The organism is Balneolales bacterium ANBcel1, from assembly GCA_029688905.1.
Lineage (GTDB): Bacteria > Bacteroidota > Rhodothermia > Balneolales > Natronogracilivirgulaceae > SLLW01.
The window spans coordinates 334,657-355,650 of record JARULB010000003.1 but is presented as its reverse complement, the minus strand read 5'-3'; the positions used below and the strand labels follow the sequence as shown (position 1 = coordinate 355,650).

At 46.6% G+C, this 20,994-nt stretch carries 21 protein-coding genes, 1 tRNA gene and 1 pseudogene; 9 read left to right on the top strand and 14 right to left on the bottom strand.

Annotation, left to right across the window (positions count from 1 at the left end; all coding sequences use genetic code 11):
- Positions 1 to 178 precede the first annotated feature (178 nt).
- Positions 179 to 739 carry a hypothetical protein gene (locus QA596_05905; GenBank protein MDG5766992.1) on the top strand — a complete coding sequence of 187 codons (561 nt, stop codon included), beginning with the start codon at positions 179 to 181 and terminating at the stop codon, positions 737 to 739.
- A gap of 66 nt (positions 740 to 805) precedes the next feature.
- Here the strand turns inward: QA596_05905 and tyrS are convergent, their stop codons facing one another.
- The 6 genes from tyrS to rpmB form a co-directional block, all read right to left on the bottom strand.
- On the bottom strand, positions 806 to 2,023 hold the full coding sequence (gene tyrS, locus QA596_05900) for a tyrosine--tRNA ligase (protein ID MDG5766991.1): 1,218 nt from the start codon (positions 2,021 to 2,023) through the stop codon (positions 806 to 808).
- 13 nt (positions 2,024 to 2,036) lie between these two features.
- Complete coding sequence (locus tag QA596_05895; protein MDG5766990.1) at positions 2,037 to 2,564, bottom strand: CvpA family protein; 528 nt, start codon at positions 2,562 to 2,564, stop codon at positions 2,037 to 2,039.
- Between the two features lie 3 nt (positions 2,565 to 2,567).
- Positions 2,568 to 3,026, bottom strand: a complete 459-nt coding sequence (locus QA596_05890; GenBank protein ID MDG5766989.1) for a GatB/YqeY domain-containing protein — start codon at positions 3,024 to 3,026, stop codon at positions 2,568 to 2,570.
- Positions 3,027 to 3,174: 148 nt separating this feature from the next.
- Positions 3,175 to 3,345, bottom strand: a complete 171-nt coding sequence (locus QA596_05885; protein ID MDG5766988.1) for a DUF4295 domain-containing protein — start codon at positions 3,343 to 3,345, stop codon at positions 3,175 to 3,177.
- A gap of 11 nt (positions 3,346 to 3,356) precedes the next feature.
- On the bottom strand, positions 3,357 to 3,527 hold the full coding sequence (gene rpmG / locus QA596_05880) for a 50S ribosomal protein L33 (protein MDG5766987.1): 171 nt from the start codon (positions 3,525 to 3,527) through the stop codon (positions 3,357 to 3,359).
- A gap of 8 nt (positions 3,528 to 3,535) precedes the next feature.
- On the bottom strand, positions 3,536 to 3,781 hold the full coding sequence (gene rpmB / locus QA596_05875; GenBank protein ID MDG5766986.1) for a 50S ribosomal protein L28: 246 nt from the start codon (positions 3,779 to 3,781) through the stop codon (positions 3,536 to 3,538).
- A gap of 280 nt (positions 3,782 to 4,061) precedes the next feature.
- Here rpmB and gyrB point away from each other — a divergent pair, with 280 nt between their 5' ends.
- Both gyrB and gyrA read left to right on the top strand, forming a co-directional pair.
- On the top strand, positions 4,062 to 5,984 hold the full coding sequence (gene gyrB / locus QA596_05870; GenBank protein MDG5766985.1) for a DNA topoisomerase (ATP-hydrolyzing) subunit B: 1,923 nt from the start codon (positions 4,062 to 4,064) through the stop codon (positions 5,982 to 5,984).
- Positions 5,985 to 6,000: 16 nt separating this feature from the next.
- Positions 6,001 to 8,583 carry a DNA gyrase subunit A gene (gyrA, locus tag QA596_05865; GenBank protein MDG5766984.1) on the top strand — a complete coding sequence of 861 codons (2,583 nt, stop codon included), beginning with the start codon at positions 6,001 to 6,003 and terminating at the stop codon, positions 8,581 to 8,583.
- 130 nt (positions 8,584 to 8,713) lie between these two features.
- On the opposite strand, the gene QA596_05860 is transcribed toward gyrA, so the two are convergent.
- The 4 genes from QA596_05860 to QA596_05845 all read right to left on the bottom strand — a co-directional run bounded on the left by QA596_05860 (position 8,714) and on the right by QA596_05845 (position 12,441).
- Entirely contained in the window at positions 8,714 to 9,655 is a 942-nt protein-coding gene (locus QA596_05860; protein MDG5766983.1) for a YafY family protein, read from the bottom strand.
- A 3-nt stretch (positions 9,656 to 9,658) separates the two neighbouring features.
- Positions 9,659 to 10,294 (bottom strand): class I SAM-dependent methyltransferase, encoded by a 636-nt coding sequence (locus QA596_05855; protein ID MDG5766982.1) that lies wholly within the window; start codon positions 10,292 to 10,294, stop codon positions 9,659 to 9,661.
- A gap of 49 nt (positions 10,295 to 10,343) precedes the next feature.
- Positions 10,344 to 12,236, bottom strand: a complete 1,893-nt coding sequence (mnmG, locus tag QA596_05850; GenBank protein ID MDG5766981.1) for a tRNA uridine-5-carboxymethylaminomethyl(34) synthesis enzyme MnmG — start codon at positions 12,234 to 12,236, stop codon at positions 10,344 to 10,346.
- A 131-nt stretch (positions 12,237 to 12,367) separates the two neighbouring features.
- A tRNA-Asp gene (locus QA596_05845) sits at positions 12,368 to 12,441 on the bottom strand.
- Positions 12,442 to 12,920: 479 nt separating this feature from the next.
- Between QA596_05845 and QA596_05840 the strand changes: the two genes are divergently transcribed.
- From QA596_05840 to QA596_05830, 3 genes are all read left to right on the top strand, one after another.
- Positions 12,921 to 13,511: a hypothetical protein gene (locus QA596_05840; GenBank protein ID MDG5766980.1), complete on the top strand. Its 591-nt coding sequence runs from the start codon at positions 12,921 to 12,923 to the stop codon at positions 13,509 to 13,511.
- A gap of 89 nt (positions 13,512 to 13,600) precedes the next feature.
- Complete coding sequence (locus QA596_05835) at positions 13,601 to 13,864, top strand: hypothetical protein (GenBank protein ID MDG5766979.1); 264 nt, start codon at positions 13,601 to 13,603, stop codon at positions 13,862 to 13,864.
- A 12-nt stretch (positions 13,865 to 13,876) separates the two neighbouring features.
- On the top strand, positions 13,877 to 14,635 hold the full coding sequence (locus QA596_05830) for an MBL fold metallo-hydrolase (GenBank protein ID MDG5766978.1): 759 nt from the start codon (positions 13,877 to 13,879) through the stop codon (positions 14,633 to 14,635).
- Positions 14,636 to 14,699: 64 nt separating this feature from the next.
- On the opposite strand, the gene QA596_05825 is transcribed toward QA596_05830, so the two are convergent.
- From QA596_05825 to QA596_05810, 4 genes are all read right to left on the bottom strand, one after another.
- Positions 14,700 to 15,812: a mannose-1-phosphate guanylyltransferase gene (locus QA596_05825; protein MDG5766977.1), complete on the bottom strand. Its 1,113-nt coding sequence runs from the start codon at positions 15,810 to 15,812 to the stop codon at positions 14,700 to 14,702.
- Positions 15,813 to 15,972: 160 nt separating this feature from the next.
- Positions 15,973 to 16,563, bottom strand: coding sequence for a Holliday junction branch migration protein RuvA (ruvA, locus tag QA596_05820; GenBank protein ID MDG5766976.1), 591 nt, complete (start codon positions 16,561 to 16,563; stop codon positions 15,973 to 15,975).
- A gap of 42 nt (positions 16,564 to 16,605) precedes the next feature.
- The gene (gene ruvC / locus QA596_05815; protein MDG5766975.1) at positions 16,606 to 17,187 is read right to left on the bottom strand and encodes a crossover junction endodeoxyribonuclease RuvC; all 582 of its coding nucleotides are present in this window, start codon (positions 17,185 to 17,187) and stop codon (positions 16,606 to 16,608) included.
- Positions 17,188 to 17,247: 60 nt separating this feature from the next.
- A complete protein-coding gene (locus tag QA596_05810; GenBank protein ID MDG5766974.1) occupies positions 17,248 to 18,075 on the bottom strand; it encodes an SDR family oxidoreductase in 828 nt (275 codons plus the stop codon).
- 235 nt (positions 18,076 to 18,310) lie between these two features.
- Between QA596_05810 and ffh the strand changes: the two genes are divergently transcribed.
- The 3 genes and pseudogenes from ffh (at position 18,311) to rimM (ending at position 20,993) form a co-directional block, all read left to right on the top strand.
- Complete coding sequence (gene ffh / locus QA596_05805) at positions 18,311 to 19,657, top strand: signal recognition particle protein (protein MDG5766973.1); 1,347 nt, start codon at positions 18,311 to 18,313, stop codon at positions 19,655 to 19,657.
- A 31-nt stretch (positions 19,658 to 19,688) separates the two neighbouring features.
- Positions 19,689 to 19,922 (top strand): annotated as a pseudogene (gene rpsP, locus QA596_05800) (30S ribosomal protein S16).
- Positions 19,923 to 20,468: 546 nt separating this feature from the next.
- Positions 20,469 to 20,993: a ribosome maturation factor RimM gene (gene rimM / locus QA596_05795; GenBank protein ID MDG5766972.1), complete on the top strand. Its 525-nt coding sequence runs from the start codon at positions 20,469 to 20,471 to the stop codon at positions 20,991 to 20,993.
- Position 20,994 lies beyond the last annotated feature (1 nt).

Here is a 20,994-nt window from a genome sequence, read left to right as displayed (position 1 = left end):
TATGGCCGCATCTTTCAATTTAACGTGACGATTCGTATGATAGGAGTCGTGATACATTTGGCTTTCGATGATCGGCTTTTGTTGCGGATTTTGCCCGGTCTGTTATCTGAAGAAGTTCCGGCAGGCAGGTTGATGCTGTCCAGTTTCTTCCCAATGAGAATACAAATTCATTTTTTCCATGGGTACTATCAGCTACCTGAAAAACTTTTTGAAAGACCCCGGCGTTGCCTCTGTTACGCCAACATCCCGGTTTACCATTGAGAAGGTTTGCCGGAATATTGATTTTTCCAAAGATCTGCGGATTATGGAGTATGGACCGGCGGACGGTGTCTTTACCAGGGTTTTGCTTCAGAAGATGACCGCAGGTTCCGGTATCGCGGCGATTGAAACAAACGACGATTTTGTCCTTTCCCTTGTCAGCATCGACGACAGAAGGCTTTCCGTATTTCATGCCAGCGCAGAGGAGGCCGGCCGGATAGCGAAATCGCTGGATTGGCAGAACATCGATGTCATAATATCCGGGATACCGTTCTCTTTTCTGGATCAAGAGGTGAAGAACAACATTCTCCAAAAATCATGGGAGCTGTTGTCGGAGGACGGCATGTTTTTGGGATATCAAACCTCAAAACATCTCGAATCCCATTTGAAAAAGTTTTTTCCCAGTGTCAAAACGGAGATGGAATACCGCAACATTCCTCCGATGTGTATCTACAACGCGAGCAAAATAAACGGGAAATAGCAAAGGAGATGGGGCCGGACGGGTTTTGCGCTCGGGCAGTTAGTTGCCGGAGGGCGGAACACAGAGTTATTTCGTGACAAGTTTGCCGTATTTACGCTTTCCTACTTTCAAAATGAGCTCTTTGTCCTCTTCCAAAACCAGTTCATATTGCGGATCGGTGATCTTTTCTCCGTCAAGTGTAACACCTCCCTGAGTCACCATTCTACGGCCTTCGCTGTTACTGGCTACAAAGCCGACGTGCTTCATAAGATCCAGAAGTCGCAACTGCCGGCCGGCATCCAAAGCAAACTCAGGGATCTCATCCGGAATGTCCTTTTTGACCACCGTTTTTTCAAAAAACGCCCGGGCCTGATCGGCCAAATCTGATCCATGGTACATTTTAGTGATGGTCCAGGCCAGGTCGTGCTTCGCGTTTCTTGGATCCTCTTCAGCCTTTTCACGGATTTCAGGTAAATCGTGAAGAGAAACGTCGGTCAGCAGCTCGAAGTAGGGGTAAATAAGGTCATCGGGAATAGAAAGGGTCTTGCCGTACATGTCCTCTGGTTTTTCATCGATACCTATGTAGTTTTCGTACGACTTCGACATTTTCATGGTGCCGTCGGTACCCACAAGCAGAGGCATCATCAGGCAAACTTGCTGAGGCTGGCTAAACTCCTTCTGCAGGTGGCGGCCCACAAGAAGATTAAATTTCTGGTCGATACCGCCCAGTTCGACATCGGATCGGAGATGTACCGAATCCTGGCCCTGGGCAAGGGGGTAGAGAAACTCATGGAGGGAGATGGTGTCATTGTTCTGATACCTTTTGGTGAAATCATCCCGTTCGATCATACGTGCAACGGTGTAGTGGGAAGCCAGGCGGATGACATCCCCGAAGCTCATGGGTGACAACCACTCCGAGTTGTAGACGATTTCGGTTTTATCAGGATCCAGAATTTTCGAAGCTTGATCGAAATAGGATTTTCCGTTATGAAGTACCTCTTCTTTGGTCAGGGCCGGCCGCGTTTTGTTTGCACCTGACGGATCGCCGATCATTGCCGTAAAATCCCCGATAATCAGTATGGTATGATGACCCAGATCCTGAAACTGTCTCATTTTCCGCAAGATTACCGAATGTCCAAGATGAAGATCGGGACGTGTTGGATCGCATCCGAGTTTGATTCGAAGAGGCTTGCCGCTTTCCCGCGACTTTTCCAGTTTTTGTTTCAATTCTTCACGGGGTACGATTTCGACAGTCCCTCGTTCAATGATTTCAAGCTGTTCTTCTACGGGCAAAAAAGCGGACATGAATTTTAATCGGTTAATCAGGGATGGATAGATACTCTTCTACAGACTCCTTGTAGGGCTTGACGCCGGGGAGCACTCTGGCAACAATGTCGTAGGAAGCCGGCGCAACTTTTACAAGCGATTTATATAAAACGGATTGGTTTCGGGTTTCACTGCCGGGTATGCCAAAACCGGACAGCACAATCAGGGCAATGCTTACCAGGAGGCTGCTTTTTAATACACCAAAAAGGGAACCCAAAAGTCGGTTTGGAATACTCAGTAACAGGAGCTGGATAAGGGCGTCCAGAAATGCAATGCCCAGCTGAACGGCAACCATGGCCAAAACAAACAGAGCCGTAAAGGAAATATAAGGGATGAACTGCGGGTCAATATCCAGTACAGGCCTGATTAATGAACCCGCCAAATCGGCATATTGAAAGGCGACAAATCCCGCAAGAACGAGGCCAACGATTCTGAATACCTCCTTGATCAGCCCGTTTCGATATCCCCTCCAGGCAAAGTAGAGAATGAACAAAAGTGCGAGGCCGTCCAGTAGATTCATAACTTAAGTAAGTAACTCGCGCACAACACGGTTAACCAGTGCCCCGTCGGCCTTTCCTTTTACTTTTGGCATCAAAGCTCCCATCACCTTTCCCATTTCGGCAGTAGAATCAGCACCGAACTCCTTGATCGTTTCCATGGCGATCGACCTGATTTCATTTTCCGAGAGCATTTCGGGAAGGTAGGATTCAATTATTTCCAGCTCCTTTTCCTCCGTTTCGGCAAGGTCATTGCGGGAGGCGTCCCGATATTGAGCAATCGAGTCCTTGCGCTGCTTGGCTGCTTTCATCAGCACCTCCCTGACCTGCTCTTCGGAAAGTTTTACTTCATCGCCCTTTCTCTCACTGATCTCCTTCTCAAGAAGTTTGGACTTGAGAGAACGCAGTACCTGAAGCCGTTCGGAATCTTTCGACTTCATGGCTGTTTTTAGATCCGACAAAATGGTTTCGTACGTTTTGCTCATAGCGAAAGGGGAATATACATGTTTGTAACAGGATACCATGCCCGAAAATGATGGCCCGGCATATATGGCAAAGTAGTCAGTTTCATTAAACAAAAAAAGGTTACACAAACAGATGCGTAACCTTTTTAAATCGAATAAACAGATGCTGTCAGGATTTGTTGCGAGAGATAAAATCTTTCACGTTGTCCTGGTCAATGGTTGTCTCACTGAAAGAGACTTTTCCTTTGGCCGATTTTTTTGAGAGAATCACTTTGGCCATTTTCCTCTGGGCTGCCTTTGCAGCAAGTACCTCTTCACCGAAAACCTGTTTCTTGGCCATAATACCTTTCCTTATTTAATCTCTTTGTGTAGAGTGTGTTTTCTGAGTTTCGCGTTGAATTTCTTCAACTCAAGACGATTAGTGGTCGTTCTGCGATTTTTCGTGGTGACATACCGGGATGTTCCGGGCGCTTCCGTGCATTCCAAAATGACTTGTACGCGATTACCTTTAGCCTTGGCCATAACGGGATTCAGATGTTTTTGTTAAGGGTGCCTTTTTTTCTGGCTTCCTGCAAAACCGCTGTTACACCTTTTCGGTTGATCGTCCGAACGGTTTTGGCAGTAACACGCAATGTGATCCAGCGATCTTCTTCAGGAATGTAAAATCTCCTTTTCTGAAGATTCAATTTAAAACGATGCTTCGTTTTATTATTGGACTTGGAAGACCGATAGCCGTTTTGGGCCTTGCTTCCGAATATATCGTCTCGTAATGACATGGTGGTTCAGATCATTCAAGTTAATTATTGCAAACAGAAAGCAAAAATAGAGGAATTATCAACAAGTAACAAACATTTTTTCTCTTTCAAAACAAGTAACAAGTTCAGGGGCAGGGTCATAATGGCGCGCAGTGGCATTTTGTGTCTGAAGCCGAATTCGATGGTTACTTGTTTTGAAAAGATGCGATTAAGGGCTATTTTCACTTATTAAAATGGAAGAAAAATGGTGGGGTCCTTCCGGCCTCTCTGTGATTAATTCAATCAACCTGGCTATAGTACCATGAGTGAAGCAAAACAACCGGAATACAGAGCATCCAATATCCAGGTTCTCGAAGGCCTGGAAGCGGTAAGAAAACGGCCTTCCATGTATATTGGAGATACCTCGCAGAGAGGACTTCATCACCTGATTAACGAGGTGGTTGACAACTCCATAGATGAAGCGCTTGCCGGTTATTGTGATTACATATCACTGACTATTAATGAAGACAACTCCATTACGATAGTTGATAACGGCAGGGGTATTCCGGTAGATATGCATAAAAAGTTCGGAATGCCGGCCGTGGAACTCGTTCTCACCAAACTGCACGCTGGTGGAAAATTTGACAAGGATTCGTACAAGGTTTCTGGGGGACTTCACGGTGTGGGCGTAAGTTGTGTGAACGCGCTTTCCAGTCAGTTCGATGTCGAAATTCACAGAGATGGCGAAATTCACCGTATGGGTTTTGCCTATGGAAAAACCGTAACGCCCCTTAAAAAGACGGGAACGACGGATGAAACCGGGACCAGCATCCATTTTCTTCCGGATCCCACCATTTTTACACAAGGTCACGAGTTCCGTTTTGATATCGTTGCTGAACGAATGCGGGAACTGGCATTTCTCAATCCGGAAATTACCATCGAATTGACGGATACGAGAGAGGCGGAACCACTTCGCGAAGTGTTTCACTATGAAGGTGGAATCAGAGACTTTGTGAAATACCTGGATGAGGGAAGGGACTCCATTGTGCCGGAACCGCTCTATTTTTCTGGAGAAATCGACAATGTTCCGGTTGAAGTGGCAATGCAGTACAACAATTCCTACTCGGAGAATGTACACTCATATGTCAATAACATTAATACGCATGAGGGGGGAACACATATTTCCGGTTTTCGGAGGGCATTGACAAGGGCTCTGAAAAACTATGGAGAGAAGAACAGATTGATCCGGGGCAAGGTAAGTGTCAGCGGCGAAGACTTCAGAGAAGGACTTACTACCGTTATCAGCATTAAGGTAGCGGAACCACAGTTTGAAGGTCAGACCAAAACCAAACTTGGAAACTCGGAAGTGCAGAGTGCCGTTGAGGTTGTGGTTTACGAAAAACTCAACGAATACCTTGAGTTGAACCCGAAGATTGCCAAATCAGTAATTGAAAAGGTCATGAGGGCCGCCGAAGCGCGTGAGGCGGCCCGAAAAGCACGGCAACTCGTCCAGCGCAAAAGTGCTATGGCAGGAATGGGATTGCCGGGCAAACTGGCAGACTGCTCCATAAACGATCCGGCCCATTGTGAAATCTATCTTGTTGAGGGTGACTCTGCCGGCGGATCTGCCAAAACCGGCAGAAACAGAAGTTTCCAGGCTATTCTTCCTCTCAGAGGCAAGATTCTCAATGTGGAAAAGGCGCGAGTCGGAAAGATTCTTGAGAATAATGAGATTAGAGCCATGATTACCGCACTTGGAGTCGGTGTCGGATTTATAGAGGATTTTGATATTTCAAATCTGCGTTATCACAAAATCATCATAATGACAGATGCGGATGTCGACGGCTCTCATATTCGCACTCTTCTTTTGACGTTCTTTTACAGATATATGCAACCCCTGATTGAAGGAGGACATGTTTATATCGCCACCCCGCCTCTCTACAAAATCACGCAAGGCAAAAAGATCGAGTATGCGTGGAATGATGATGCGCGCGATGCAATACTGAAGTCATTGAGGTCAACAACACGCAAAATCGATGTCTCGAGATACAAGGGTCTTGGTGAAATGAATCCCGACCAGCTTTGGGAAACAACGATGAATCCGGAAACAAGAACCTTGCAACAAGTTACGGTAGAAAGCGCGGCGGCTGCCGACAAGCTTTTCACTGTACTCATGGGCGATCTTGTGGAACCCAGAAGGGCATTTATCGAGAGAAACGCCAAGTATGCCAAACTTGATATCTAAAGCACAACTATAAGAAATGTCTGATAAGATTATAAAAATCAATCTCGAAGACGAAATGAAGTCTTCGTACATCGACTATTCCATGTCGGTTATCGTTTCACGGGCACTGCCTGATGTCAGGGACGGACTGAAGCCGGTTCATCGCAGGGTCCTGTTTGGTATGAGCGAACTTGGCATGCTTCACAACCGGGCGTACAAAAAAAGTGCGAGAATTGTTGGTGAAGTGCTCGGGAAGTACCACCCGCATGGAGATTCGGCGGTATATGATACCATTGTCAGAATGGCTCAGGATTTCTCCATGAGATACACGCTTGTGGACGGGCAGGGTAACTTTGGTTCTGTGGATGGTGACTCGGCTGCGGCAATGAGATATACCGAAGTCCGAATGGATCGAATTTCGGAGGAAATTCTCGCGGATATCAATAAGAATACCGTCGATTATCAGCCAAACTTTGATGATACGCTGACCGAGCCCACGGTCATGCCGTCTATGGTTCCCAACCTGCTGATTAACGGTGCATCGGGGATTGCGGTTGGGATGGCAACCAATATGCCGCCTCACAACCTGACGGAAGTCACCGAGGGTATCAAGGCGCTTATCAACAATCCCGAAATAGAAATCTCCGAGCTGATGAAGCATATTACAGCTCCGGATTTCCCTACCGGTGGAATTATTTACGGATACGAAGGTGTAAAAGAGGCCTATGAAACAGGTCGTGGCCGAGTTGTGCTGCGTGCATTGGCTTCTGTGGAAGAATTACGCGGCAACCGGGAACAGATTGTTGTGACCGAGATCCCGTATCAGGTAAATAAAGCGAGCCTTATTGAAAAAATCGCATTCCTGGTTCAGACAGAAAAAATTACTGAAATCACGGATGTCAGGGACGAATCGGATCGCGAGGGTATGCGCATTGTCATCATGCTCAAACGCGGTGCCGTGCCCAGTGTCGTGTTGAATCAGTTGTACAAGTATACCCAGATGCAACACACCTTTGGAGTTAACAGCCTTGCACTTGTGAGGGGGCGTCCGAAGGTTATGAATCTCAAAGAGATTATCGAGCATTTTATTGAACACCGAATTGTGGTGATCATTCGGAGAACCCTGTATGATCTGGATCAGGCGGAGGCGCGTGCTCATATTCTGGAAGGTCTCAAGATTGGTGTCGATAATCTTGACGAAGTGATTCAAACCATCCGTTCTTCAAAGAATGTCCCGGAAGCAAACAGCAGGCTTCGAAAAGGGTTTGGGCTGACAGACCTTCAGGCTAAAGCAATACTGGATATGCGTCTCCAGAAACTGACCGCCCTTGAAAGGGACAAGATTGAGCTGGAATACAAAGACATTCTTGATCAAATTCAGGAGTATCGCAGAATTCTTACTAGCAGGGACGCCCAAAACGAAATTATTATTGAGGAGCTTGTTTCTCTTCAGGAAAGATATGGGGATGAACGCAGAACGCAGATTGTACACTCTGCGGACGAGTTTAATATCGAGGATATGATCGCCGATGAAGATGTTGTTGTAACTATCTCCAATAAGGGCTATATCAAAAGAACTCCTGTTAGTGGCTACAGAAGACAAAAGCGGGGTGGATCCGGGATGAGAGGTGCAACTACAAAAGATGATGAATATGTAGAGCATCTGTTTGTAGCGACGAATCATAACTATATCCTGTTCTTTACAAAGAACGGCCGTTGTTACTGGCTGAAGGTTTATGAGATACCGGAGGGTTCCAGGCTGAGCCGTGGCAGGGCTATTGTCAATCTCATTGAGATTGACAAAGATGATCATGTTCAGGCATTTGTACCTGTTAAAACCCTTGATGACCAGGACTATACCAACAGCCATAATATTATTATGGCAACAGAGAAAGGGGTTGTTAAGAAGACAAGTCTGGATGCCTACAGCCGGCCCAGAAGGAACGGAATTCTTGCAATCAATGTGGATGATGATGACAAACTGTTGAGCGCCAGTCTAACAGACGGTAACAGTACGATCCTTCTTGGTGCCAAGAACGGCCGAGCTATTCGCTTCAAGGAAACGGATGTTCGTCTGATGGGAAGAAATACCAGAGGCGTTCGCGGAATTAGTCTTTCCGACAAGAATGACAAGGTTGTGGATATGGTGGTTATCAAGAATACTCGAGATGCCACGGTTCTCGCTGTTTCAGAACATGGTTATGGCAAACGTAGTCTGGTTGAAGACTACCGCGAACAAACAAGGGGAGGTAAGGGTGTCATTACTCTCAAGATTACTCCCAAAACCGGCAAACTTATTGCGCTAAAAGAAGTTAGCGACAATGATGATTTGATGATCATTACCGAAAAGGGCAAGATCATTCGCATGCACAGTAAAGATATCCGATCTATGGGCCGTAATACGCAGGGTGTCCGGATGATGAGACTGGGTGGAGGGGATACTATCTCTGGAATCACCCGTGTTGTCAGTGAGGATGATACCAATAGTGTGAAAAAGGTCGGAGAGAATGGAGAGGAGGTAGATCTTAAAGGTAGTCCGGGCAATAATAATGATTCTGATTCGGATCACGATAATGACAAGCCGGATGATGAAAACGGTGGTCAGATGAGTCTGGAGTAGGAAGCCTTGTTTATATTGGAATGACAGGCTTAGAACGTCTCAAAATCTGGAACTATTTTGATGTTCACGTATTCGATAATGCTTTCTTTGCAATCATTGCATGGTAAAGGGTGAAAGAGCTAGGGAGAAATTATTTATTTGACACCAAAAGCTCTTCAAGCAAGGAAGCTCTCATTGTTTGAAGAGCTTTTGGGGCTACTACCTGGACATGCCGGCCGAATTTCAGCAACCATTCATTGATATATGAGAGGTTGTCGATGGAGAATGATATTCGGATCCTGTCACCATCAGGTTGTTTGTCGATTATTTTGCCAGGAAGCTCGGTTAAAAACTGGAATACTTTTTCCTTTGCTATGGAAACAACTACCGTGGTACTTGATTCAAATCTCCCATAAAGCAGCTCGTCGACGGTTACGTCATGGAAAGGTTTCTGTATGGTACTTTCCAAAAGCTTGATATCGGACATTCTTGAGAGTCTGAAATTTCTGAGTGTTTGCCTGTCATGGCAGTACCCTATTGCATTCCAGTGATCAGAAAAATAGACAAGAATGTGAGGGTCAACGGTCCTCTGTTTTTTAACCCCCTGTTCGTTCAAGTATACAAATGACACGGGTCTGTTTTCGATAAATGATGAACATAGCACAAACCAGTCACCTCCCTTCTCTCTGTCCTTAATGTTTTTTATATATGGCGATACCAGTGTTCTTTTTTCCAGTTCGTCTATTTGCTTCTGAAGAGAGGGGGGGATTGCGTTTTTAATTTTTAAAAGAACATTCTCTGCATCTTTTACCATTTCCCTGTCAACCTGCGCTTTTACGAAGGAAAGCCCCATAACAATGACAGCAAGCTCTCTGAATTGGAACATAATGGGTGGAATCATGCCGTCACGCATTACGCCGTAACCCGTTTCGGGATCATGAATAATAGGAACACCTAGGTCCTGAATAACTCTAAGGTCTCTGAACACCGTTCTTCTGCTGATACCAAAGTATTCGGTAAGATCCCTTATGGAGAGATTCTTACCGGATTGGAGCTGATAAAGTATTTTAAGACGCCTCTCATTGCTGTTCATTTTTTATGAGTTCCTTTGAATAGAAAGCAGATATTTGTTGTGAAAAAACGTGTGAGAGATATCCAGCCGACTAGCATGAAATGAGTAGAGCGTATGCATCTGATCGGATATTTCACTCTCGTAATCGTCCCCTTTCAGCATGGTAATTTCACACCAGGGCAAATGAGATACAGCTGCCAACAGACGGCCTACCGGAAAAGCGTGCTTGGAAACGATACGAACAGGTTCATTGAGCTGGAAGGACGAGATATCACTGCATATCGGAACGACATTATTTAAATGGAATTTTCGCAATACATCTTTTTGCACCAGGTGTTTTTTTAACACCTTCTCCACCAGGTAGAACCGGATGTCCGAATTTGTCACGGCCATCGGGATACCTGGCAGACCACCCCCACTCCCGGCATCAATTATTGGTGAGGAAAGCTCACTTCTATAAATAAAGCATAAGAACAAGCTGTGAGTGATATGGTTCTCAAGGTCAGCAGCCGATACCCCGCGGCTGAACAAGTTTACTTTTTTATTCCAGGACAACCAATAGTCTATCAGACGGGCAAAAACGTGTATATTTTTGTTAAAAGCACGGTAGACAGCTTCAATTGTTTCACGTGAAACATCAGATACGGGAACAGGATTCATGATAGTCACTTTACTTTGAAATACAATGTTTCACGTGAAACATTGTATTTCACATGTTGAGATACACCATCAAAACGGATATGTCGCTTGCGGAAACCCCGCTAATGCGGCTGGCTTGTCCAATGGTTTCGGGTTGAACCTTGATTAATTTCTGGCGCCCTTCGCTGGACAGGCTTTGAATATTTTCGTATTTGATACTTTTTGGAATTGCCTGGTTCTCCTTCTCGGCTAGTTGTCGAACCATGTTGTGCTCTTTCTCAATGTAACCTTCGTACTTGATCTGAATTTCGGCTTGCTCCAATACAAGTTCGTTATTTGTACAAGCCTCAAGTTTACACTTTAGGTCCAGGTCATACTCCAGCAATTGGGTAAGAGAAATATGTGGCCTGGCCAATAATTTGGGAAGTTTTATCGACTGTTTGAGGTGCGCCTGGTCAGTTTTGTCAAGAAGAGGATTGTAGATATCGGGCTTGGCGCTGTGGTCGTTTAAAATATTTAGAACCTGTTCTGTTTGTGTTTCTTTGTCGGAGAGCCGTCTAATTCGCTCCTCAGAAGTAAGGCCCAGTTTAATAGCCAGGGGGGTCAGGCGGAGATCCGCATTATCCTGACGCAAGAGGATCCTGTGTTCTGCACGCGAGGTAAACATTCGATATGGTTCATCAGTGCCCTTGTTAACCAGATCATCAATAAGGACCCCGATGTAGGCTTGTGACCGCTCAAGAATAACTTCATCAGCCTGTTGAACTTTTCGAGCGGCATTGATTCCGGCCATTAGTCCCTGGCTGGCCGCTTCCTCATAACCGGTTGTGCCATTAATCTGTCCTGCAAGAAAGAGCCCGTCAATATTTTTTGCTTCAAGGCTTCGACTTATTTGATGAGGCGGGAAGAAATCATACTCAATGGCATACCCGGGGCGAATCATAATGACTTCCTCAAACCCTTTTATGGACCTGAGGGCCTTGTACTGAACATCCTCCGGAAGGCTCGTAGAAAAACCGTTCAGATACATTTCATAGGTAGTGCGCCCTTCAGGTTCAAGGAACAGCTGGTGTCGGTCGCGATCAGCAAAACGATGAATCTTGTCTTCAATTGAAGGGCAATAGCGCGGACCTGTAGATTTAATTCGCCCGTTGAACATTGGGCTTCTGTCAAATCCGGTTCTAAGCAGGTCGTGAACCATGGGAGACGTGTAGGCAATCCAGCAAGTCATCTGCTCCTGTTGGTCAGGCAAACGATCTGTTAAAAAAGAAAATGGAACCGGTTTATCATCGCCATATTGAATTTCGAGACTTTGATAATTGATCGTTCGTCCATCGAGGCGAGGAGGAGTACCGGTTTTTAAGCGGCCGGATTCAAAACCAAGATTTTCCAGTGATGCCGTGAGACCGGTGGATGCTCGTTCTCCCGAACGCCCGCCGCCGTATTGCTTTTCCCCGATGTGAATGATTCCATTCAGAAAGGTACCATTGGTCAAAATGACGCAGCGGGCCGCAATCCTGAGGCCGTTCAAAGTTATTACTCCGTTAACCTGAGTGTTGCTGTCAGTGGCAAGATCAACGACGCTATCCTGACGAAAATGCAGTTTTGGAATGGTCTCCAACTCTTCCCGTACATGTTGTGCGTAGAGTAAACGGTCGCTTTGGGCCCGTGGACTCCACATGGCCGGCCCTTTGCTTTTGTTTAACATTCGAAACTGAACACCTGATGAGTCGGCCACTTTTCCCATGACCCCTCCAAGAGCGTCTATCTCCCTCACAAGTTGCCCTTTTGCTACCCCTCCAATCGCCGGATTGCAAGACATCTGGGCAATTGAATTTAAATTCATCGAGATGAGAAGGGTGCGGCACCCCATGCGAGCAGAAGCAGCAGCGGCTTCACAGCCCGCATGTCCACCTCCAACCACTATCACGTCATATTCCGGATACCAGGATGAATCTTTCATGCCGTTGAATGGTTATCTTGTTGTATATCAATTGTTTATAAACACCGCTATGGTGATCGGGCAAATGATGCAAAATTCAGAACAAACAAAAAAAGCGCAACCAATTGATAATCAATTGATTGCGCTTTTAGCGATCCGGATGGGACTCGAACCCACGACCTCCTGCGTGACAGGCAGGCGTTCTAACCAACTGAACTACCGGACCAAGGATTACAAATATACGCACTAATTCGGGAAATAGTCAAGGTGAATTGTCGATTTTCTGCGCGTGTTGTATCTGGTAACCAGATTATCAAGGTTGTCGTACATCTCTGGTTCTTTGGATATTAGTACATGTATCATCTATATTATGATTTTTTACAGACTTGCCGCCCGGTAATGTTCGTTATGTGACCGATGGTATGTAACGATGCCGCCGTGTGTTGATTTCCTGTTCCGTTTGATTGCAAGAGATGTTGCGCAGGTGTGTGAAGCAGGCCATTGCAAATCAAATCCATGAATTTATATAAATCCCAAGCTATGTTGATGAGAAGGGTTCATCTGTGCCTGGCAGTAACGTTATTGTTCAGCGTTTTGTTGGCGGCTGTTTCTGAAGCACCTGCACAAATGTTTTCCGTTGAGGAGTCGGATCAAAGAACACGATCCGCTCAGTCGGTACTGATTGCTGGTCCGGATTTCATAAATATGGATTATCGACTCGGTAACAATGAAAACGGGCAGGTCAGATACGACTGGTCGGACATGGTTTACCGCCTCAGGTTTGAAGTCCCCGGTTTTCGCTCCTATGTTGCTTATGGCAATAATCTGGGTTCAGAAGGTGCAGATACGCTGAATTTCGTCAATGCAGGTGCCAATATTCGTGCCGCAACACCTCTTTTGGGAAGTGCCAGGATGGGAGTTTCGCTGCCGCTAAAATTGTCAACAGACTATATCAGGGTCCGGTCTACGGACTCATCCCAACCAGATGTCGACCATTTTCGCCAAAGTTCGGTGGGAATCGGACTGGGAATTGGACTATTTTACCAAATTTCCGGTTCCATGAGAGTGTCTGCGGAAGCCATACCTCAAATAGGTTTTTCGTTTTCTGCTTTGGGAAGTGATTCGGGGCAATTCAGCGCCGTAAATGGCAGCGTGCGATTCCATCTGGATCAGCTGATAAGCAGATTCGGTCTGGTCGCCGGCTTTGATTATTCTTTCCGCCGATACTCGGGAGGTAGTGATATAAATCATCACGACATCCAGAGTAATAATGTGACCCTCGGAATCAGCTTTTGATACATTGCTTCAAGAACTTCCTCCACCGTTCAAGAAAGGTACATATTGGACCCAATAATCCCCCCACAACATTTTTTCCACTAGAAACAATGAAAGCTGAAAAATTTCAAGCGGAATTAGAGTCCATAATTGAACAGCTTGGCTATCATATCAGAAAAGAGAAAGGAAACTTCAGGGGCGATTTCTGCGTGCTGGAAGGGGACCGGCTGGTCATGATCAACAAGAATTATCCGCCGGAATTCCATATTGCCCAGATGATGCGATTCTTGTCAGGCCAGAAAATCGAGGACATGTATGTCAAGCCGGCTGTTCGAAAGGAGATGGATAAGTGGAAGGATAAAATTGCCAACTAACAGTTTGAATTTATGAAGGTGACATTTCTGGGGACCGGAACCTCGATGGGTGTGCCGGTTGCCGGGGGTTTTGGTTCGGAAAATCAAAGTGCAGATCCCCGGGATCAGCGGTATCGCTGCTCGGTTTGGGTAAGGACAGAGGAAATGTCGCTCGTCATCGACACCGGCCCGGAATTCCGTTTGCAAACGTTACGCGCGGGGATAAAGCATATCGACGCTTTTTTGTTTACACATGAACATACCGATCACATTGGCGGACTCGACGACATACGGGCCTACAATTATGCCCAAAATCAGGCAATTCCTGCATATACCAATGCCAGAACACGGGATGTAATAATGCAGCGATTCAGTTACATGTTTCCTCCGGATAAAACTCCCGGATCGGTGGATCTGGATTTTCGAATACTGAAACAACCCGAAAAAGTCGGAGATATCCGGATCACACCTCTTCCGGTGTTTCACGGTGAAATGGAAATAATCGGGTTTCGGTTAAATGACTTTTCCTATATAACAGATGTCAGCGCCATACCGGAAGCAACGGCAGAAAAAATAATGGGTTCAAAAGTGGTCGTCATGAGCGGACTGCGATGGAGCCCGCCCCATCCTACACATTTCACAATCCCGGAAGCGATTGAAGCAGCAGAAAAACTGAACGTGGAAAAAGCTTATCTGATACACATGTCACCGTACGTCGTTCATGAAGAGATCTCGCGAAAGCTGCCTGGAAATGTTCGTCTGGCTTATGACCAGCTTCAAATCGAACTGTGACGGAAACTCGGTACGACCTGAAAATCGTCAGTTGAATAACTCATCAAAGCTTGCCGCCAGTCTGCTATAAATACTTTTTGCGGGATTCGGACAACTTTTCATAAACCTCTTTCACTTCCTGCGAACGATCCAGTTTGCAGATAAGCATGGAGTCGTCCGTTTCAATGACGCCAATACCCTGCAGCCCAACCAAAGCAATTAACTTGTTGGTGTCGGATGAGACAAAGCAATTCTGGGAATTAACCGTGAGGGATTCGCCGGCGTTGATGATATTCCCGTCTTGATCACCACGATTTTTGTGTATTTCATATACCGACATCCAGCTGCCCAGGTCGCTCCAGTGAAAGTTTGATGGAATAACAATGACACTCTCCGACTTTTCCATGATACCGTAATCAACCGAAACAGGAAAACTCGATTCATATACGGTTTTTAAAACATCATCGGCAATACTGCCATCATTCTGCTCAAGGTGCTGCATCAAGGTATGAACCTGATGATACAGTACGGGCAGGTGAGTTTCTATTTCCTTGAGAATGCTTCGTGTTTTCCAGATAAACATGCCGCTGTTCCAGAGAAAATCGCCCGATTGCAGAAATTTAATGGCAGTCTGCATATCCGGTTTCTCAGCAAAAGTTTTTACTGGATAAGCAATGTGGCCATCCAGTTTGACGGAGTTTCGATCATCATATTGAATGTAGCCATATCCGGTTTCCGGCCGATTCGGAATGACACCAAGCGTAATAAGTTGATCTTCCTGACTTTGCAGTGTGTTTAACGCAACGGAGATGTCATCCAGGAAAATATCATTCTGCCGAATGTAGTGATCCGACGGCAATACAACCATGTTTGAGTCGGGGTCCCGATGATGGATAAGAGCAGCTGCAAACGCGATACAGGGAGCGGTGTTTTTGGCTACAGGCTCTCCGATAATATTTTCATCGGGAATTTCAGGGAGCTCTTCCTTTACAAGCCCCACATAATCGGAATTGGTAGAGATGATGATGCGTTCTGCCGGAATTAGAGACAGAATGCGATCTACAGTCGATTTGAGAAGCGATGGTTCACCATCAAAAAATGACAAGAATTGTTTGGGTCTCTTAAGGCGGCTTTTGGGCCAGAATCGGGATCCGATACCACCGGCCATAATTAATACGTAATCCATAAAGTCAGTCAAATAAGTTGTTGTTTACATCTGCAATGGAATGTTTCATCAAAAGTAGTTAGGAGTATGTTTCTATATCATAACGACCGAGGCAGGTAAGAAAAAGATATCTTGAACAGATTGTCAGATAATATCCGATTTGGAACGTGCCGGCCCAAATTTCTGATAGAATTCAGGTTTGAAGAAACTTCAAGGATCGTTTGAGTAATTCTGGAACATTGTCAGGCGTCTGATCCTGTTTAAGAACCTGCTGTACGGCTTTGCGGGCAAGTGACCCGGGATACCCCAGAGCTTCAAGCGCGGATACCGTTTCATGGAGAACAGATCCGGTTTCTATACCCGAAGAATGACTGGCGGCAATTTCTCCAAGTTTATCGCGAAGCTCCAGAACAATTCGTTCTGCAGACTTTTTGCCAATACCGGGACTTTTTGCAATCAAACCGGGGTCCTGGTGTAGAATCGCGTCAATGATGTCGTTTGGAGGCATGGCCGACAAAAGCGCCAGAGCGAGCCTCGGACCGATACTCTTGACCGTAATCAGTAATTCAAAGAGATTCTTTTCCTCCCGGGAAGCAAATCCGAAAAGCTGCTGGTCGTTTTCGGAAATGTGATGATGGATGTGAATTCTGAACAATTCGCCGGTCGCAGGAATCTTGTCAAGAGTATGATTGGAAATTCGCACCCGATATCCAACTCCGTTTACATCCAGCAACACTTCACCACTGGCTTTTGCGTGAATTGTTCCGTGTAAAAAAGCAATCATGGGTTGGAAGTTTTGGTGCAGTAGAAATTCCGGCCAGGAGCATCAGGTTCGAATCCGATCCGGATGATTATCCACAAAAGACGCCCAGCTGTTCTTGCGATTTCTGCTCTTTGAGCGTGGCTGCTCGTGCGTATTGGTCAATGACGGGTCGGAAATCTTCTGATGGTGGCACCAGGCAACAGCAAGTGCGTCGGTTGCATCGTTCGTGAGGCGGTTTTCGGGCAGGGATATCATTTTTCCAAGCATGTAAGCGACCTGGTCCTTATTGGCATTCCCGTTGCCGGTGATGGCTTTTTTCACCGCTTTTGGATAGTACTCGTGCAAAGGAACATCCGCATGAAGTGTAGCCATTATTATGGCCGCCTGTGCTCGTCCGAGTTTGAGCATCGCCGCCGGATCTTTTCCATACACGGGTGTTTCAATGGAACAGTAGTCAGGCTTGTAAGAATTGATCAGCTCTGAGAAAAATGAGTAAAGGCGCAAGAGCCGCTCGTGAGGATCTGCAATATCCGTCAGGCTCAAAGTATCACAGCAGGGAGAAACAAACGTGTTAGTCTGACAATCCAGGATGGCATAGCCGGTCACTCTTGAGCCTGGATCAACTCCAAGGATCCGTGTTTTCATATCAGTAACTCCTGTAGTTACAATAAAACAGAAATTCCAGTAGGGCCGGTGATGTTACCGTTACTCCATCTGCTTCTTCAGTTCCGCAAGATCCCAAATGAGCTGTTCGCTGATGCCATTTGTAGAAAAACCACCATCATGAAATAAATTCTGCATGGTTACTTTGGCGGTGAGGTCGGAAAAGAGGGTAACGCAATAATCGGCGCACTCCTGTGCGGAAGGGTTCCCCAAAGGAGCAAGCAGTTCGGCAAAATCATACATGGCATCGAATCCCCTGATGCCGGTTCCAGCAGAAGTTTTGGTAGGACCCTGGGAGACGGTATTAACGCGTATTCCTTTATGGCCCAGTCGGCTGCCAAAATTTCTGGCGATGCTTTCCAGGAGCGCTTTTGCATCATTCATATCTGAGTATTTCGAAAAAACACGCTGTGCTCCGATGTAGGTGAGGGCGATGACGCTGGCCCGTTCATTCAATGCATCCTGTTCCATGCATGTTTTCAAAATCTTGTGCAGCGATATGGCGGATATTTCCAGTGTTTGCTGCATCAGTTTGTAGTTCAGCTTCTGGTAATCGATGCCCTTGCGGATATTCGGAGACATTCCGACAGCGTGCAAAACAAAATCCAGCTTTCCGCTCTTCTCTACGGTTTGCTGTATGAGTTTGATGACATCTTTTTCATCGGTTACATCGCATGAGATAACATCAGCGCCCGTCTCTTTGGCGAGTTTATCCAACTGACCGAACCGCATGGCGATGGGGGCGTTGGTCAGGGTGAATGAAGCGCCTTCGCGCTTGCAAGCCCGTGCGACATGCCATGCAATACTATTCTCATCAAGAGCGCCGAAAATTAATCCGTTCTTGCCGTCTAGCAAATTGTGTTTCTTCATGTTATCCATGCTTCAAAAAAAAAGTTACCGTGCTGGTTTTCAGATGCCTAAAAGTAGCTAAAAACCGAAGAGGTAACAAACGATGCTTTACCAATGTGGATAAAGTGTATATTATTAAAAAGTAAAAGTTGATTTGGGTGCATATTCTCCATATTTTTCCTGACTTTTCGAGTCCATTACAATGTGAACATATTTCCGTTCGCGGGAACCTTGCATACGGATAGGGCAGCACCCAATGTTTGAAGATCTTTCCAGTAAATTAGAAAACGCCTTTAAGTCTGTTACAGGCCAGGCGCGTTTGAGCGACATAAATGTCGCAGAGACTGTCCGCGAAATTCGCCGTGCCCTTCTGGACGCGGATGTAAACTACGAGGTGGCCCGTTCCATTACGGCATCTGTCAAGGAGAAGGCGCTTGGCCTGGGAGTGGTTGCCAGTGTAACGCCGGGCCAGCAGTTTACAAAAATTGTCTATGATGAGCTGGTGTCGGTGCTTGGCGAGACCCGTGAGGAGATCACGTTCAGCCAGGCTCCGCCGACGGTGATTTTGATCGCCGGTTTACAGGGTTCGGGAAAAACCACATTTTCCGCCAAATTGGCGAAATGGCTCAAAGAGCAGGGAAAGAGTCCGATGCTGGCCGCCGCCGATGTATACCGCCCTGCCGCTGTAGATCAGCTGAAAACACTCGGTGGACAAATAGAGGTCCCCGTTTTTTCGATTGATGAGAAGGATGCCATTCGAACAGCGAGAGAGTCGCTGGCGGAAGCCAAAAAGCAGGCCCGCGATGTTTTGATTATTGATACGGCCGGACGTATGCATGTGGATGAGCATATGATGGCTGAAGTGTCGAAAATCAAGTCGACGGTTGGCGCCAATGAAGTGCTGTTTGTTGTGGACGCCATGACGGGCCAGGATGCTGTGAATACGGCAAAGGAGTTTGATCAGCAGATTGATTTTGACGGAGTGGTGCTCACCAAGCTTGACGGGGATACCCGTGGTGGTGCGGCCATATCCATCAAAACCGTGGTCAACAAGCCGATCAAGTTCATGAGTACCGGCGAAGGGATGGATACGATATCCCCGTTTTATCCCGACAGAATGGCCCAGCGCATATTGGGGATGGGAGATGTTGTTTCGCTGGTGGAAAAAGCGCAGCAGCAGTACGATGAAGTTCAGGCCAGAAAGCTGCAATCAAAAATTTCCTCCAACACCTTTAACCTGGAGGATTTCTACGGGCAATTGCAGCAGGTCAAGAAAATGGGGTCCATGAAGGATCTTGTGGGCATGATTCCCGGAATGAGCAAGCAGCTGGGTGATGCCGAAATCGATGATGATGCTCTCAAGCCGGTAGAGGCCATCATCAACTCCATGACCATTGATGAACGGCGAAAACCGCAGCTCATTAATGGGAGTCGCAGGAAAAGAATAGCAAATGGCTCGGGAACCTCTGTAAAGGAGGTCAATGATCTTTTAAAGCAATTCAACCAGATGAAAAAAATGATGAAAACCATGACCAAGATGAACAAGATGGGTCGGGCCATGGAGGGGTTGAAGAACTTGACCGGGCAACAAAAATTACAATAGGAACAACCATAAACCTGTTTAGGAGCAAACATTGGTTAAAATCAGATTACAACGACACGGAAGAAAAAGATTCCCCTACTACCACATTGTAGTAGCGGACATTCGTACCAAGCGCGACGGGCGCATCATAGAAGACCTTGGGCGCTTCAGCCCGACAAAGGATCCATCACTGCTGCGACTCGATGTTGACCGCGCTGTTCACTGGATTAAAAATGGTGCCCAGCCGACCGATACGGTTTATTCAATCCTCAAAAAAGAGGGGATTTTTTACAGACTCCATCTGGAGCGTTGGGGAAAATCCGCTGAAGAGATTGATGAAACGATTTCTGCCTGGAAAGAGGACCGCAAAAAAGGCGAAAAGCCGGCGCAAACCAAAGCTCAGCGCATGAAAGATCAGCTGAAGGCGGAGGAAGAGGCGTTCAAGAAAGAGCAGGAAAAACGTGCCAGGGAAGAGGCCGAAAAAGTGAAAGTGGCGGCTGAAGCGGCAAGAAAAGCCGAAGAGGAAAAGGCGGCGGCTGAAGAGTCCGGCCCTGAAGCTGGCGAAGAGAAAGGCCCTGAAGCGGCTGAGGAGAAAGCGGACGCGAAAGAGGCGGATGCCCCCATGGCAGAGTCAAAAGAAGAAAAAGCTCCGGAAGCAGAGAAGACCGAAGAAAAGAAAGAAGCCGATTCCGCTGAAAAAGAGGAAGCTCCGAAGCAGGATGCGGCTGAATCAAAAGACGCTGCTGCCGGTGATAAAGAAGCCTCTTCCGACAAAGAATCCAAAGAGGATAAGAAATAGGTACGGAAGCCCAGGGCTCAGGTACGACTGCCTATGTCAGCGAAATCAAGCCCCGGCCTGAATGAGCTGGGGGTTATTGTCAAAGCGCACGGAACCCGCGGAGGGTTCCTGCTGGATGTCGGTGACCGTGAGTTTCCGCTGGAAGTTAATGATTTGGTGTTCATCCGTTATCCGGAAAGTCAATGGGTGCCCTATCGGATTGAGGAAGTCCGGGCTCAGAATGACCGGAATCGGAATTTGTTCTTTGTACAACTTGAAGGAATCCAAACACGCACGGAAGCATCATCTCTTCGTGGTTTTCATGTGATGACCGAGCACAGCACGGAGTCGGTACAACAGCAGCAGAATATCATCGGCTACCGGGTTTTTCGTGATGATGAGACGGTCATGGGCACGGTTTCCGATGTAATTGAAACGCCGGCTTATCCCGTGATGGCTGTCAGAACCGAAGAAAAAACGATACTGATTCCTCGATTGGAAGTGTTTGTCGTGGAAGTAGATGACGCCGCCATGCGGATCATCACCAGAAACACGGCTGAGCTTGAGGATCTCGATTAGC